12 protein-coding genes are annotated in these 15,490 nt (G+C 27.8%); 6 read left to right on the top strand and 6 right to left on the bottom strand.

Annotated features, from left to right (window positions below; translation table 11 throughout):
• Window positions 1-34: 34 nt before the first annotated feature.
• Both pnuC and ALEK_RS05540 read left to right on the top strand, forming a co-directional pair.
• The gene (pnuC, locus tag ALEK_RS05545) at window positions 35-649 is read left to right on the top strand and encodes a nicotinamide riboside transporter PnuC (protein ID WP_306341349.1); all 615 of its coding nucleotides are present in this window, start codon (window positions 35-37) and stop codon (window positions 647-649) included.
• The gene (locus tag ALEK_RS05540) at window positions 630-1,388 is read left to right on the top strand and encodes a choline/ethanolamine kinase family protein (protein ID WP_071627257.1); all 759 of its coding nucleotides are present in this window, start codon (window positions 630-632) and stop codon (window positions 1,386-1,388) included. Before pnuC ends, ALEK_RS05540 begins: the two co-directional genes overlap by 20 nt.
• On the opposite strand, the gene ALEK_RS05535 is transcribed toward ALEK_RS05540, so the two are convergent.
• Window positions 1,389-2,099, bottom strand: a complete 711-nt coding sequence (locus ALEK_RS05535) for an SOS response-associated peptidase (protein WP_071627256.1) — start codon at window positions 2,097-2,099, stop codon at window positions 1,389-1,391.
• Between the two features lie 135 nt (window positions 2,100-2,234).
• On the opposite strand from ALEK_RS05535, the gene ALEK_RS05530 reads away from it, so the two are divergent.
• The 4 genes from ALEK_RS05530 to ALEK_RS05515 are packed head-to-tail and all read left to right on the top strand — an operon-like array spanning window position 2,235 to window position 6,714.
• Window positions 2,235-3,128 carry a hypothetical protein gene (locus ALEK_RS05530; protein WP_071627255.1) on the top strand — a complete coding sequence of 298 codons (894 nt, stop codon included), beginning with the start codon at window positions 2,235-2,237 and terminating at the stop codon, window positions 3,126-3,128.
• Window positions 3,129-3,173: 45 nt separating this feature from the next.
• The gene (uvrC, locus tag ALEK_RS05525; RefSeq protein ID WP_071627254.1) at window positions 3,174-5,027 is read left to right on the top strand and encodes an excinuclease ABC subunit UvrC; all 1,854 of its coding nucleotides are present in this window, start codon (window positions 3,174-3,176) and stop codon (window positions 5,025-5,027) included.
• A gap of 2 nt (window positions 5,028-5,029) precedes the next feature.
• Entirely contained in the window at window positions 5,030-6,052 is a 1,023-nt protein-coding gene (locus ALEK_RS05520; RefSeq protein ID WP_071627253.1) for an alanine racemase, read from the top strand.
• Complete coding sequence (locus ALEK_RS05515) at window positions 6,049-6,714, top strand: tetratricopeptide repeat protein (protein ID WP_071627252.1); 666 nt, start codon at window positions 6,049-6,051, stop codon at window positions 6,712-6,714. The genes ALEK_RS05520 and ALEK_RS05515 overlap by 4 nt, the downstream gene beginning before the upstream one ends.
• Before the next feature lie 2 nt (window positions 6,715-6,716).
• On the opposite strand, the gene ALEK_RS05510 is transcribed toward ALEK_RS05515, so the two are convergent.
• From ALEK_RS05510 to ALEK_RS05490, 5 genes are all read right to left on the bottom strand, one after another.
• The gene (locus ALEK_RS05510) at window positions 6,717-7,472 is read right to left on the bottom strand and encodes a competence/damage-inducible protein A (protein ID WP_071627251.1); all 756 of its coding nucleotides are present in this window, start codon (window positions 7,470-7,472) and stop codon (window positions 6,717-6,719) included.
• Window positions 7,473-7,476: 4 nt separating this feature from the next.
• A complete protein-coding gene (locus ALEK_RS05505; RefSeq protein WP_071627250.1) occupies window positions 7,477-10,050 on the bottom strand; it encodes a methyl-accepting chemotaxis protein in 2,574 nt (857 codons plus the stop codon).
• A gap of 197 nt (window positions 10,051-10,247) precedes the next feature.
• A complete protein-coding gene (locus tag ALEK_RS05500; RefSeq protein ID WP_071627249.1) occupies window positions 10,248-10,832 on the bottom strand; it encodes an adenylate kinase in 585 nt (194 codons plus the stop codon).
• A 113-nt stretch (window positions 10,833-10,945) separates the two neighbouring features.
• On the bottom strand, window positions 10,946-12,718 hold the full coding sequence (locus ALEK_RS05495) for a YgiQ family radical SAM protein (protein WP_071627248.1): 1,773 nt from the start codon (window positions 12,716-12,718) through the stop codon (window positions 10,946-10,948).
• A gap of 81 nt (window positions 12,719-12,799) precedes the next feature.
• Window positions 12,800-15,394: a chemotaxis protein CheW gene (locus ALEK_RS05490; protein ID WP_071627247.1), complete on the bottom strand. Its 2,595-nt coding sequence runs from the start codon at window positions 15,392-15,394 to the stop codon at window positions 12,800-12,802.
• Window positions 15,395-15,490 lie beyond the last annotated feature (96 nt).

The following is a 15,490-nucleotide window of genomic DNA, read 5'->3' as shown; positions in this document are numbered from 1 at the left end:
TATTTTGATATATTTCCACAAATAAAAAGGATTTATAATCGAAAGTTTTTTAAATAATATAATTGAATCATTAAACTACGTATCAAACTGGGAAGCAATAGCTATGGCTTTAGCTATTGCATATTTAATACTTGCAATAAAACAAAATATATGGTGTTGGCCAGCTGCATTTTTCTCTACACTAATTTATTCAATCATTTTCTTTGATGTTTCACTTCTAATGGATAGTGCATTAAATGTCTACTATCTAATAATGGCTATTTATGGTTGGTATGCATGGAAATACGGAGGAAGATTACAAAATAATGAACTTGAAGTAAGTACTTATGGTTTAATCAAAAACATCAAAATCATTGCCCTGCTTTCGGTAATTTCACTTGTATTCGGATTTATAATGAGTAACTATACTAGTGCAGATTTTGCATATATTGACTCTTTTACTACTATATTTGCAGTATTCTCTACATATATGTTAGCTCAAAAAATACTGGAGAACTGGATATATTGGATAGTTATTGATTTTATTTCTATTTATATCTATATTCAAAAAGGTCTAAATCTGACAGCTATCTTATTTGTAATTTATACAATTTTAGCCTTTGTTGCATACAGAAGATGGAAAGTAGAGTATGAAACTTCAAAAGCTTAAAAGATACGAACTATTTTCAAATGAAGAGTTGTTAAATCTAAAACTATTAAAAACTCAAGGTTTATGTAACACTATATATAAATTAAAAAGTTCAAGAAATGATTATTTAATAAGAGTATTTAAACATTATCATCAAGATGAACACAGTAGAAAAAAAGAGTTCAAAATACAAAAGAAAGCTTTCAAAAAAGGTATTGCTTCAAAACCCTATTTATTAGATGAAAAAAAAGAGCTTATGATTTGTGATTTTATAAAAGGTTCACATAAAGAAAAACTAAAAAAACAAGATATAAAAGCCCTTGTAAAAAGTCTAAAAAAATTACATAGTATTAAAATAAATCAGCCTAAATATGACTTAAAAAAAGATTTTGAAAACTATGGGAAAAAACTAAAAGATAAAGAAGCAAAAAAGCTTATAAAAGAAGCTCTAAGTGAGCTAAAAAAGCTAAAGAAATACAAATTTGAAGCAGTTCTATCTCACCATGATTTGAACCAACAAAATATTTTGTTTCACAATAGTAAAGTAAAGTTTATAGATTGGGAATTTAGCTGTATCAACGATAGGTTCTTTGATATAGCAAATATTTGTATAGAATTCAAGCTAAATAAGTCTCAAGAAACACAAGTATTAAAAAGCTATTTCAAACGGTTAAAACCAAAACATACACTTAAATTAACTAGCTATAAAATCATATATACTAATCTTTGGAAGCTTTGGTTTTTAAATTATAAAAAATGATTAAAAAAGAGATAATTGTCCTATCTCTTTTGGCTCATTCTCTTCCTCTTTTTCAGCAATTACCTCATCAAGACATGAAGCTTCATCAAATGCTACTTTATTCACTTCATTTCTAACTTCATATAGTTTTAGTTTTTCATTTGGATATATAGCAAATAGCTCATTTACTTTTTTTATATCATCACAATGAAGCCAAGTATTAAAATCTTTTTTATCTAATACAACTGGCATTCGATGATGTATTTCTCCTAGCTTTTCATTTGCATCACAAGTAATTAAAGCAACTGTTACAATATTCATATTAAGTTCACTATCAAAATATTCATCCCAAATACCTGCTAGTGCCATATAATCTTTATTCATATCACTTACTAAAAAAGGAGTTTTTTCTTTCTCTTCTACTCTCCACTCATAAAAACCATTTATAGGAATAATACATCTTCTATATTTGAAAGAATCTCTAAATGTTTTCTTTTCATAAATACTTTCACTTCGTGCATTTATATTCATAGAGTTTTTACTACTCGCCCAAGAAGGAAGATAACCAAAATGAGTATATAAATAGTTGCCATTATTTAATAATGCAGGTATTGGAATAGTTGGTGGGATATTATATCGTGCATGTAGATTTATAACCATATCATTTCTTATAAGCTCTTTTGCATCCTCTTTAAATGATGTATCATCATATATCGCTAATCGTCCAGGCATCTACTCTCTTTTGTTTTTCATAATACTAATTTATTTTTACTGTTATTACACTTATTTCACTATATTTAAATTTCCTTTCAATATTTTACATTATACTTTCCCAAGAAATAAAATAATTTTTGAAAGAAGTCAACAATGAATAAATTTTCAATCCTAATAAGCATGATTTTTATAGTATTTTTACAAAACTCTAGCGCTAATATCGAGCCTAGTACAACAATTAAAAAGAAAGAAGTTTTAGTTGGTTATTATGGAAGACCTAATACTCCATCCCTTGGAATTTTAGGAGAAAATAATATTGATGAGCTAATTATTAAGATGAAAGAAAAAGAATTATATTTCAAAAATGAGTTAGATAACAATGTAGATGTAAAACTTGCCTTTCATATTATTCACTCCCTAGCAACAAGAGATCCGGGAAGAAGAAACGACTACTTACTAGGAATGAGTGAAAAAACTGTAATGAAATACATCAAAAGAGCAAACAAAGAAGGTTTTGCTGTAATACTTGATGTACAACTAGGAACTAAAACAGCTTTTGAAGCAGTACAACCAATACTAAAATATCTTAAATATGATAATGTTCATTTAGCAATTGATCCTGAATTCAAAATCCCAACACATAGAAGATACCCACCGGGAAAATATGTTGGTCATATTTTTGCAGATGATCTAAATAAAGCACAAGAGTCTATTAGTAATTATCTAATAGAGAATAATGTAGAAGAAAAAAGAAATCTAATCGTACATATGTTCCATAAAAGAATGTTAAGAAAAAAAGAAGAAGTTAAAAACTTTGATAATCTAAACCTTATTTATAATATCGATGGACATGGAAATGCAGGTGTAAAAATCAAAATATACAATGGTTTATATGCAACAGAGCAAACTCATAAAGCTATTGGCGGATTTAAGATTTTTTATAACTCAGATACAAAACCTATTATGACTCCTAAAGAGATATTAGGATTACAAAATGTAGGTAGTCAAAAGATTATGGTTCAGCCTTATTATATAAATTATCACTAAGCTTTTAGCCCTAAACTAAAAGCATACTTTTGATACAATTCGCCTATGAATTTAGAAGAGAAATTAAAACAACTCCCAAATGAAGCGGGAGTCTATCAGTACTTTGACAAAGATGGTCATTTACTTTATATTGGAAAAGCAAAAGTCCTTAAAAATAGAGTAAAGTCATACTTTAAATTTACTCCAAAACTATTACCAGCAGATAAATTAGGTCCTAGAATATACAAGATGATTAGCGAAGCTGTATCACTTGAATGGATTGTTGTTCCTAATGAACATGATGCTTTGATTTTGGAAAATTCTCTTATCAAACAACTAAAACCAAAATACAATATTTTACTACGAGATGATAAAACATATCCATATATCATGGTAGATTATGCAGAACTATTCCCTAGACTTGAAATCACTAGAAAAGTACATAAAAGAAAAAGTATCAAATACTTTGGACCATACTCAACAGGGGCTAAAGATATGTTGGATTCTATTTATGAAATAGTTCCTCTAGTTCAAAAAAAATCATGTATCAAAGGAAAAGAAGCTTGTCTTTTCCATCAAATCAAAAAATGTCATGCTCCATGTGAAGGTAAGATTACTACAGAAGATTACTCAAAACTAGTAGATACTGCATTAGATTTTATATATAACAAAACAAAACTAATAGCAAAACTACAAGAAAAAATGGAAGAGTATGCAGAAGACTTTAGATTTGAAGAAGCTATGAAATTAAGAGATAGAATAAAAACTATTGAAAAATCTCAAATCAAATCAGGTATGGATTTAGCAACAAATGAAGACTTAGACCTTTTTGCAATTAAAGCAGGTAGAAAAAAAGCTGTAATTGTAAGAATGTTCATTAGAGATGGAAAACTAGCTTCTTCATCACATGACTTTATTAAAATAGATACAATCATTGATAATGAACCTACAATAGATTTAAATGAAGCATATCAAAGAGCTATTATAAACTACTATGATAATGAAATTCCCCTACTTCCAAAAGAGATATTAGTAGCTAACGAAGTAGAAGAAAAAGAAGATTTAGAGGTATTTATAAAAGAGAGATTTGATAGAAATATCAAAATTATAAATCCAAAAAGAGATAAGAAAAAAACTCTAGTGGATATTGCACTTAATAACTGTGATGAATTACTTAGAATTGAATCTTCTAAAAATCAAACAACTATATATGAAGAACTGCAAAATCTATTTGGATTGAATACACTTCCTTATAGGGTTGAGTCTTATGATAACTCACATATGATGGGACAAGCAACTGTTGGAGCTATGGTTGTATGGAATGAAGAGTTAAATACCTTTGATAAAAAAGCTTTTAGACACTATAATCTTGAATCAAAGGACGAATACTCTCAAATGAGAGAAATGTTAATGAGAAGAGTTGATTCTTTTGAAAAGAATCCTGCTCCAGACCTTTGGGTAATTGACGGAGGAGAGACACTACTAAAACTAGCATATGATATTGTTCAATCAGTGGGAGTGAATCTAGATATAATAGCAATAGCAAAAGAAAAAGTAGATGCCAAAGCTCATAGAGCAAAAGGTGCTGCAAAAGATATTGTTCATTATAAAGATAAAGATGGAAGTATTAGAGCTCTAAAACTTAAAACATCTGATCAAAGATTACAGTTTGTTCAAAGACAAAGAGATGAAGCACATAGATTTGTAATTAATTTCCATAAAAAACAAAAACGAGCAGAAGACAAACAAATATCTCTACTTCAAATCAAAGGTATTGGAGAAGCAAAAGTAAAAAAACTTCTTTTATATTTTGGTGAATTTGAAAAAATAAAAACAGCATCAGTTGAGGAACTAAAAGAAGTTCTAAACCAAAAAGATGCAGAAGTAATATCTAGTTATTTTAAAGAAAATGAGGACTAAATTTGGCGAAAATTTTATTAAATAAAAAGAACTTATTTCATAACCTAAATATCATCTCAGAACACGCAGGTTCTAAAGAAAAGGTAGCCGTTGTACTAAAGGATAATGCCTATGGTCATGGACTTGTTGAGATAGCCACATTATGTGCTGAATTTGGTATTAAAAAAGCAGTAGTTAGAACACTAAAAGAAGCTCTACATATAAAAGAATTATTTAATAATATATTAATCCTAGCTGAAAGTAATTTTCATACTTATTCACACTCTTTTCACATAGCTTTAAATTCCCTAGAAAATATTAGTAATCTACCAAATAACAGTAATGTTCATATCAAAGTAGATACAGGTATGCATAGGAATGGAATTTGTATAGATGAACTAGAAGAGGCTTATACTGGGCTTCTAGAAAAAAATATCAAAATAACTGGAGTTTTCACACACCACAGAAATGCAGATACTTTATCTACAGACTTCTTTTGGCAAAATGAAAATTTTAAGGAAGTTAAAAGAAGAGTTGTGAACATATGTGAAAAACTTTCACTTGATATTCCTAGCTTCCATTCTTGTAACTCTTCAGCCCTATTTAGACACAATAATTTCAATGAAGATTTTGCTAGAGTTGGGATAGCCACATATGGGTATTTAGAGACAGATAAAACATATAATAACCCAGAGCTAAAACCAGTACTTTCAATGTGGGCACAGAAGATGTCAACAAGAGAATTAAAACAAGGACAATCTCTTGGATATGGAGCTACATTTACAGCCTCAAAAGATATGATTGTCTCAACTTATGATATTGGATATGGAGATGGTTTTTTAAGACTAAACGAAAGACAATCTTATTCAACACCTAAAGGTCATAAAATACTAGGAAGAGTATCAATGGATAATCTATCATTGGACACAGATGAAAAAGAAGTTTGTATTTTTGACAATGTTCAAGAATTAGCAAAAATTCAAGATACAATTACTTATGAGATAACAACTACTCTAAGTTCAGAAATAAAAAGAGAAATAATATGAAACAACTTGTAGTATTTTTAATATTTATTAATATCTTAAATGCTACAAGTTTCCAAGAAGCAAATAATGTACATGAAAATCAAGGTGCATTAAAAGCAATTCCTTTATACAAAAAACTGGCAAAACAAAATAATACAAAAGCTTTAAATACTCTAGCTATCATTTTTATTCAAGGTGATGGAGTCAAAAAAGACATAAAAAGAGCTTATAAACTTCTAAAAAAATCAGAAAAACTACATAGTAGCCAAGCAAAGTACTTATTAGGTAAAATCTATCAATCTAATAAAAGTCCTTACTATAATAAAATAAAGGCTTACAATAGCTTTGTAGACTCAGCAAATGAGGGTTATTCAAAATCACAAACAATGATTGGAAAATATTTCCTATTTGGGAAGTTAGTAGATAAAGATTATGAAAAAGCTCTATACTATTTCAAAAAAGCTTCAAAACAAAGAGATTATTCATCAAATTGTTATATAGCATATATGTATGCTAGTGGTTCTGGAGTATTTCCAAACTTTGGTAGAGCACATCAGTTTGCAAAAGATCAATATAGATTAGGAAATAAGCTTTGTAAAAAAGTTTGGAAAGATTATAATTTAGGAAAATACAAAAAAGATGATGGTTGGCAAATTGGAGATTATAATAAACCTGTTAAGTAATACTAAAAATTAATATCTTTTAATACATACTCAACTTCATTCTTTTCAAGATAATCAATAAATATCTGAAAATTCTCATCAACCTCTTCTTTATTAAATCCAGACAAAGATAAAACAACTTTTCTTTTATCTTCTAATATTTTAGGTAAAGAAGCTAAATCCAAATGTTTAGGTATTTCTTTCATACAATTTATCAAATCATTCTCCCCACAAGAAGCAGTTAATACACGTCTATATTTTTTATCATTTTTAGCATAATGTTTATCCAAAGCTTCAATAACCATCGATTGGCTCATTGAAGGAAATCCAGGAGTAAAGAAAAATCTATCTTCTAGATAAAACCCTGCTACATTATTAACTACATTTTTTAGAAGTTTTGCATTTATGGGAAAGTAAGACATATTTATTCTATGGGGATATGCCTCTTCTTTAAATTGTTTTATAATTCTTTGTTTTGCTTCTTCATGAAATTCCATATTACCATTCGTAAAAGCTTTAGCAGCTACTACTCTTGTATAATCATCAGGTGTAGCTCCAATACCACCAAAACAAAACATAACAGAATTTGGGTCAGATTTAATAAGTTTGAAGACTTCATACATTAGTTTTGTATCATCTTCAATTACAAAAGAGCCTTTTTGTTCCCAACCTCTTTTTAGAAGTTGTTCATTCAAAAATGAAAAATGGGCATCTTTACGACGCCCATTTAAAAGTTCAGTTCCAATAATAACTGAATAGAAGTTTTTTTGTTTATTCATTTTTCTAAACTATATCGTTTTTTCCAATGAAGTTTTTTTCATCTGCATTTTGTACAATTTTAGTAGATAAATCTGACGTATTTGTAGCAATGTCAAATGTTTCACTTGCAGCTCGTGCTATCTCTTGAGTTTGTCTATCTTGCATATTAATAGCATCATTAATTTGCTCAATACCAGTTCTCTGCTCTTGAGATGATGTTTCAACTGTTCTAATTAATTCAATAGTTTTAACAATATTTTCATTTAAACTCTCATATCCATGAATCATAGAATCAGCAATTTGTTTACCTTCAACTGCTTTTTCATTTGCATTTTCTACTAAATCTTTAATCTCTTTAGCAGCTTCAGCTGATCTTGATGCTAGGTTTCTTACTTCTTGTGCAACAACAGCAAAACCTTTTCCTGCCTCACCAGCAGTTGCAGCTTCAACCGCAGCATTTAGTGATAGAATATTTGTTTGGAATGCAATCTGATCAATAATAGAAATAGACTCATTAATTAAACTAACTTGTTCATTAATTTCATCCATTGATTTCATTGTTTTATTTGCTAACTCTTCCCCTTGTGAAGTAGAAGAATTTAATCTTGATGCATATTCTGACATTTGGTTAATAGATTGAGAACTACTAGATATATTACCAGTAACTTCTTCTAGTGCTGCTGCTGTTTCTTCTAAAGATGCTGCTGCTTCTGTAGATGATTGATTTACAATATTTACATTTTCAAGTAATGAAGCAGAAGAGTTATTTAAATCAACTCCAACTTGTTTACTATCAACTAACATTTGAGAAATGGCACCACCTAAATTATTCACACCTGTTGCTAATTTTTTTAGATGAGCTTTTAACTCACTATCATCAACTTTATTTGTATAATCATAAGAAGCATAGTTTTCTAATACTTTTAATACATTATCAATATTTAACTCAAGGTTTGAGGCCATTTTATCAAGTAATGTAGTTAATTCATTTAAAGCCACATTTTCAGTAGTTACATTAATTCTTTGAGATAAATCACCTTGTTCAAAATCTCTTAAAACTGCAATTGTTTTATCAATAACATTTCTTTCTTCATCAATACCAATTTTAACTTTATCAATATTTTCATTAACAGCTTTTGCCATCAATCCAATTTCGCCTCTGTTTGAATCATCTAAATGAGTAATCTCTTTATTTTCTTTATTTACATATTTAAAGAATGATAATAAACCTTCTTTAAATTCAGTTAATGATTGAACAATAGTTTTCATAATAATGAAAGATAAAATGATCACAATAATTAAAGTAAGAAGAACTAAACTAATTACAAGTGTATATTGAGCTTTAGCATCAGAATATTCACTCACAATATTTTGTGTTAATTTTTCAGCTAAGAAATCATCAATCTTTTTTAATAAATTGATTTTTGCAGTGATTTTATTAAACCAGTATTCTGAATCATCAGCAAACAGACTATTTCCTAATTTTGTTAAAGCTTTAATAGCAGGGCCATCACTAACTTTAACAACTTTATCTAAGTCTTTTACTAACATACCTTCATTTACTGATTTTACAACAGAAGGAAGACCATTGTAATATTTAGTAAATACTTTTTCAATATCATTTAATAAAACTAATTCTTCATCAGAAATATTACCAACATTTTTATACTCTTTAATATCTGCTAATAATTGAGAAAACTGCTTTTTTACTTTTTCTTCATATTTTGCAGTTCCTCTAATTACATAGTTTTTAAAGTTATGTATTAATCCACCATATCCAACAGCATTTTTCATATCAGCTGTAATATCATGTTTTTTATCAGAAGTTAATAGAGTATTTCTAATTCTATTTACTTCATTTACATCATTTCCAACTAAAGTTTTTTTATAAAATTCTCTAGCCTCCGGAGATGCATATTGTAAGAAGTTAGACATAAAAGAGTTTTGAGCAGCAATTAAATCATTAAACTTAATTCTCATTCCCGGACCAAAACCATCTTTTGCTAAAGTATTAGCTCCCACTGCTCTCTCAACTCCAGCTCTTTCTTTACTTAATAAAAAGTTTGAATAAGCAACTAATTGATTAGTAATATCAGGAGAACTAGATACCTTAGAAACCTCTGCAGCGATTGATAAAAACAAACCATTCATATTTGTATAATATCCAATGGCCTTTGTACCACTAATGCTAAAAGAGCTTACATTTTTTCTGATTACTGAGATATTTTCTAATTGTTTTAAAGATTTATCTAATGTAATTACTAAATCTTTTGAAATAACAGAAGTATCATTATTACTAAGGAATTCTTTTAATTCTTTAATCCTAGCATTTGTAAGAGTTCTTTGTTTAGGTAAAATTTCATTAAACTTTTTCCCTTTACTTCCAATGAATCCAGCTGTAGCTCCTCTTTCTTTTTGAGTTTCATGAACAAGTGAAGATATTTTAGTAGTTAAAATTACTCCCATTTCAAGATGTTCATATTGCTCTAACTTATCAGAATCTGAACTAATGATTTTAGCTGATAAAAGTAATATTGAAAGTACAGGAATAACGACAAGAATTATAATTTTATTTTTAATTGACATTTTCTTAAGCATAATATTTCCTTGATTTAAATTTGAGATTTGAGATTTGAGTCTGTCTTATATAGTCGTATTTTATATCATCTTTACTTATAAAATGATAATTACATATTTTTATTATTTATTTATTCATTTTTTTTCATTATAAATATAAAAAAAGGCAAGTACCAAGTACTCGCCTTTTTTATGAAAAATTTTTATTAAAAAATAAATTATATTTTAGATTGAATAAAGTTATCCATTTCATTTACAATTTCTTCAATACTTCTTTCTCCAGAAATAACTTTTAATAAATTCTTTTTCGTATAGAAAGATTGAATCTCTTCTAAAGGATCAATATATAGTTTCATTCTATTAAGAAAAACTTCTTCATTATCATCAGCTCTTATAACTTGTGCATCAGCAGCTCTACCTAATACTCTTTGGAAAGCAGTCTCTTTTGATACTTCAACTTCAATTACATTTACCAATTCAACTTCATCTTCTTGTGCTAAATATTTATCAAGTTCTGTCATTTGTTCCCCAGATCTTGGATAACCATCAATAATTACAACATCAGTTGAAGTTCTTTTAATTGCACCTAAAATAGTTTCAATAGCAATATCAATAGGTACAATTTTACCTTTAGAAATGAAAGAATCAATTAATTCACCTCTTTTACTACCACTTGCAACTTCAGCTCGGAACATATCACCTGTTGAATAATGAGTAATAGTTTCATATTTTGCTGCAATTAATTCAGCATCTGTTGTTTTTCCAGAACCTGGAGCTCCAATAATTAAAAATAATTTTTTCATTAATATTTTTCCTTGAATAAGTTTTGCATTATTATAATTGCGGTATTTTATCGAAATAGTCCTTTTATACCTGTTTTAATTATAAAACAACTATAAAAGGCGTAAGTGTAGGATTAGCCTTGCATTCCTGATGAAGTTTTCATTTTTTTAGCTCTTGCATTAAAATGATCTCTTTTTGGAACTACAATCTCTTTTTGTTTCTCTTTTCTTCTTTGATCTTTTTCTACAAAAATCTTTTTCTTTGTAAATGGATCCATTTCTGTATAATACATAACAGCAGAGTAAGTTCCAGGAGTTGGAGTAAATACTTGTGCTTGTTCAGGATTCATTTTTAATTCATGTGTTGTAAATTGTTTTAAATCTTTCATATGTTTTTCTTCACACCCTGGATGTGCAGCAATTAGATAATATGTTAAGAACTGTTTTTTACCAGATTCTTTATTTAATCTATCATACATCTTTTTAAAATCAATTAGCGTTTGTTTACCAGGTTTTCCCATATGATGAAGAACTTCATCACTTGTATGTTCAGGTGCAACTTTCATTTGTCCTGAGATATGGTGATTTACCATCTCTTTTAAATACTCATAACCATGCTTTTTATCAGCAGTAATTAAATCATATCTTACCCCAGAAGCAACAAATGCTTTTTTGATTCCAGGAATAGCTCTAATATCTTTTAGTAACTTAATATTTCTTCCGTGGTCAACTTTCATAGTTCTACAAAGTCTATTGGCATCAACACATCGTTTATTCTCAATACAGGTACCCAATTTCATCTTTTTAGTACATTCGTAACCATACATATTAGCTGTTGGTCCACCAACATCAGAGATGATTCCTTTAAAGTCTTTATATTTTGTAAAGTCTTTTGCCTCTTGAAGAATATTCTTTTCACTTCTTGTTCTAATTGTTCTACCTTGGTGAGCGGCAATAGCACAGAAGTTACACTCTCCCCAACAACCATGATGAGTCATAATAGAAAATTTAATTGTTTCTAAACATTTAACTTTTCCATCTTTTGTATTATACGGGTGAGCATCTCTTTGGTATGGGAAAGACGCAATTTTATCCATCTCATCTTGATCCATGTGATCACTAGGTGGGTTTTGTATTAAATATCTTGTATCAACTGGTTGACATAAACCTTTTGAGTACATAGGGTCATTATTATCATAAAAAGTTTTGAATAAATCAATATACTTTTCTTTTTCATCTAAACACTCTTTATGTGAAGGAATTTGTAAAAACTCCTCTACCGGTTCTTTTGAAATATAACATAAACCTCTAATATTCTTAGGATCTCCACCCTCTCTTAAAGTATTACCTAAATCAATAATAGCTTGTTCACCCATTCCATAAATCATGTAATCAGCTTTTGTATCAAATAAAATAGGTTTTCTTAATTTGTTTGACCAGTAATCATAGTGAGTTAATCTACGTAAAGAAGCTTCAATACCACCTAATACAATAGGAACAGTACCTTTGAAGTGTCTTCTAATTAGGTTTGTATAAACCATAGTAGCTCTATCAGGTCTTTTTTCATTCTTACCACCTGGAGTATAATCATCCGAGTTTCTGAATTTTTTTGTAGCAGTATAGTTTGATACCATAGAATCAATACTTCCACCACTAACTCCCCAAAATAGTTTTGGCTCGCCAAGTCTTTTAACATCAACATCAGAATTAACATCAGGTTGTCCAATAATTCCAACCCTAAGTCCGATATCTTCTAATATTCTTCCCACAACTGCAATTCCCATAAAAGGTGAATCAATGTAAGCATCTCCAGTGATTAGAACAACATCAAGTTCGTCCCATCCACGTTCTTCCATCTCTTTTCTAGTAGTAGGTAAAAATTTATTTGGTTTATTTATATTACTCATTATAGTTTCTTTAATTTTATATAGTATAGTTTTTTCGTATTGTGCCACAATTCTTTTAAATATTATACAATAAAGTTCAAATTAGCCTATTTTTTGTGTTAAATTAACATCAATTTTTTTTATATCCAAAATCATAGCAACTTTTGACTCATTATCTTGATTGATGTCAACTAAACTTTCCACTAAAGTACCTGTTCCTAAAAAGTGATTTTGAATATGTTGTATTGAATTTTTTTTAACAAGCGCTATATTTTCTAAACTAGAAACCATAATCCCAATACAATGTTCAAGATTATCTTTATCATATTCTAATAATATAATATTTGATAATTGATTATCATTTATTTCTTCATTCACAAAATCTCTAATATCTAAAACAGAAATTAATTTTTCTTTATATAAAACCATTCCTTTAAAATGATTTTTTTTATCCATATCAATTGATTCTTCTAGTTCATCAATACCAATAGATTCTAATACATTCTTTGCATCAACTGCTAAAAATCTATTTCCAATATTAAAAGTAGCTAATTCTATGCTATCATCAAAAAACTCTTCATTTACTATTTGATTACTAAATTTTCTATTCTCTTTAGATAGTATTTTATTTGAGATATTTATATCACCAATTTCAATAAAAACAAAACATAAAATATCATTTACATAATCATCAACCCTACTTTTGTATTCTCTATAGCCCATGGAACATCGAACACCAACAGCATAGTATTTATTATTAAATTCAATAATTTCACTATATTTATGTGCATTCTCAATTTCAAAAAACTTATCGTTAATATCTAAAAAACCATCAACAGCAAACTCATCATTTGTAGAAGATATAATTCTTTTTGACCTATTTGTAAATAAAGCAAAAGTTCCTTTGATTTTTTCTTGATTACTATCTTTGGGAAGAGTTTCATTTAACATTGCAGAAAATTCTGGAGTAGAATCAAAAACTACAGCTATACCACCAGTTATTTGTTTTTCATTTTTTATTGATCTGATTGCACTACAATAAATATATGTAGATTCATTTGAATAAAGATTAGTTTTTTCAAATTTTGATACACAATATTTTGAAGTATCTTTTAAAGATAAACTTTTATGAACCCATTCTTGACTTAAAATTTTACCAATTAAATAATCATCTTTTTTATTTGATACAGCAATAACTTTTCCATCTCTATCATAAATTAAAATATTACTATACACTGTATATAAATCATTTATATATTTTAAAACAGCAGATATCTCTTCTTGTTTATGAGCTAAAGAATTCATATCATCTAAGGCTTCTCTAAAATATGAAGTTAAAGCCCACCACCTACAATCATTTGCCCTTTCATATAGATTCCTATCCATAATATCAATAGCTAAAGAGGATAAAAATTCACTATCTTTTAAAATAGAGGTTATTATAGTTTCATTTAAATTTTCCAAGGAAGAATTAGCTTTTGTTCCTGTTAATCCTATTTCATTTAATAAGGATTTTGAAAAACCTCTATTACTTGAATTTAATTTACTTTGAGCGATATTACCATTCCAGATAACTCTACTTAAATTATCTTGTATTATTTTACTTTTTAGAAAAACATCTTTTAAATCTGAAGAAAAATGTTGTTCATTATTCATCATAGATTCAATGATGTTTTGTTCAATATCTAACGAATTCAATTCATCACTTAAAAAAGCATGTTCAAGAGGAATCATAATATGTCCATACCATTTTAATCCATTAAAACCTTGATAACCATTTGTTTTACAAGTTTTAGCAATATAATCTCTACCTGCAAAAGATACAATCTTATAATCATCATCCAAAATAATTGCTAATTTAGAACCAAGTGGAATATGAGCTTTATTACTTGAAGCAATTACTTTTCCATCTTCATCTAAAATCATTAAAGCTTCTTTATTTTTCGTATCAATTAAGTTTTTAAAAATACCTTTCATTTCATCAGTAAATCTAAAACAAAGACTTAAGACACCTAAGTTTTCAGAATTTGGATTATTTGTTTTTCTAACTTTGTATGAATAAACTAAAGTTTTTTTATATTGAGGAATAAAATCATGATATTTATATGTTTCAACATATTCATTACTCGTATTTAAAACTTCCTGAATGAAGGACTTTTCAATTTTATCAGACTTAATATCATCATTAAGTCGTGCTAAAACTTTTCCATTTGTATTAGCTAAAACAATATCAAAATAAACAGAATATTTAGCAACATACTCTTTAAATCTTTTTTGAATTTCTTTTTTATACTCTAAGCTTTCTTCATCATAATCTGATACATAAAATTTGATAAACTTTCTAATATCATCATCCGTAGATAAAAATCCAATATCAGCAGTTCTTTCAAACAAGTTTCTAATAACAATATCGATTGCAACTTGAGACTTGAACTTCATTTCAGTTGTTACTTTCTTTATTGTTTGTTCGCTCAAATGGTTTAATAACGTAGATGTAAGATTAAGGAAATTTTCTTTTGTTTTACCAATATCAATATTAATATCACCTAATTGTCCAAGTAATGCAAAAATATCCCAGGAAGAACTTAGTCTTCCCAATTCTTCTCTATATTTATCCACATCTTCAATATGTTTAATGATTGGATATAACTCTTTTTTTACACTAATACCTTTATAATCAATTAGTTTTTGTGACATAATAAACTCCTAAATAATATATAGATTATATACAATAAAGATAGTTCAGGGGGATATACAGGTGTATAAAATTTATTCAAAAAATAAAAATAATTT

Origin of the sequence: Poseidonibacter lekithochrous (genome assembly GCF_013283835.1) — a bacterium.
In the GTDB taxonomy this organism is placed as follows: Bacteria; Campylobacterota; Campylobacteria; order Campylobacterales; family Arcobacteraceae; genus Poseidonibacter; species Poseidonibacter lekithochrous.
Note: the sequence above shows the minus strand (reverse complement) of the source record. Positions and strands in the feature narration are given on the sequence as shown.

What these genes read in the sequence shown, in the direction of transcription:
- ALEK_RS05540 (WP_071627257.1), top strand. Translation starts at nt 630, where the DNA reads ATGAAACTTCAAAAGCTTAAAAGATACGAACTATTTTCAAATGAAGAG.
- ALEK_RS05535 (WP_071627256.1), bottom strand. Translation starts at nt 2,099, where the DNA reads ATGCCTGGACGATTAGCGATATATGATGATACATCATTTAAAGAGGAT.
- ALEK_RS05530 (WP_071627255.1), top strand. Translation starts at nt 2,235, where the DNA reads ATGAATAAATTTTCAATCCTAATAAGCATGATTTTTATAGTATTTTTA.
- uvrC (WP_071627254.1), top strand. Translation starts at nt 3,174, where the DNA reads ATGAATTTAGAAGAGAAATTAAAACAACTCCCAAATGAAGCGGGAGTC.
- ALEK_RS05515 (WP_071627252.1), top strand. Translation starts at nt 6,049, where the DNA reads ATGAAACAACTTGTAGTATTTTTAATATTTATTAATATCTTAAATGCT.
- ALEK_RS05510 (WP_071627251.1), bottom strand. Translation starts at nt 7,472, where the DNA reads ATGAATAAACAAAAAAACTTCTATTCAGTTATTATTGGAACTGAACTT.
- ALEK_RS05505 (WP_071627250.1), bottom strand. Translation starts at nt 10,050, where the DNA reads ATGCTTAAGAAAATGTCAATTAAAAATAAAATTATAATTCTTGTCGTT.
- ALEK_RS05500 (WP_071627249.1), bottom strand. Translation starts at nt 10,832, where the DNA reads ATGAAAAAATTATTTTTAATTATTGGAGCTCCAGGTTCTGGAAAAACA.
- ALEK_RS05495 (WP_071627248.1), bottom strand. Translation starts at nt 12,718, where the DNA reads ATGAGTAATATAAATAAACCAAATAAATTTTTACCTACTACTAGAAAA.
- ALEK_RS05490 (WP_071627247.1), bottom strand. Translation starts at nt 15,394, where the DNA reads ATGTCACAAAAACTAATTGATTATAAAGGTATTAGTGTAAAAAAAGAG.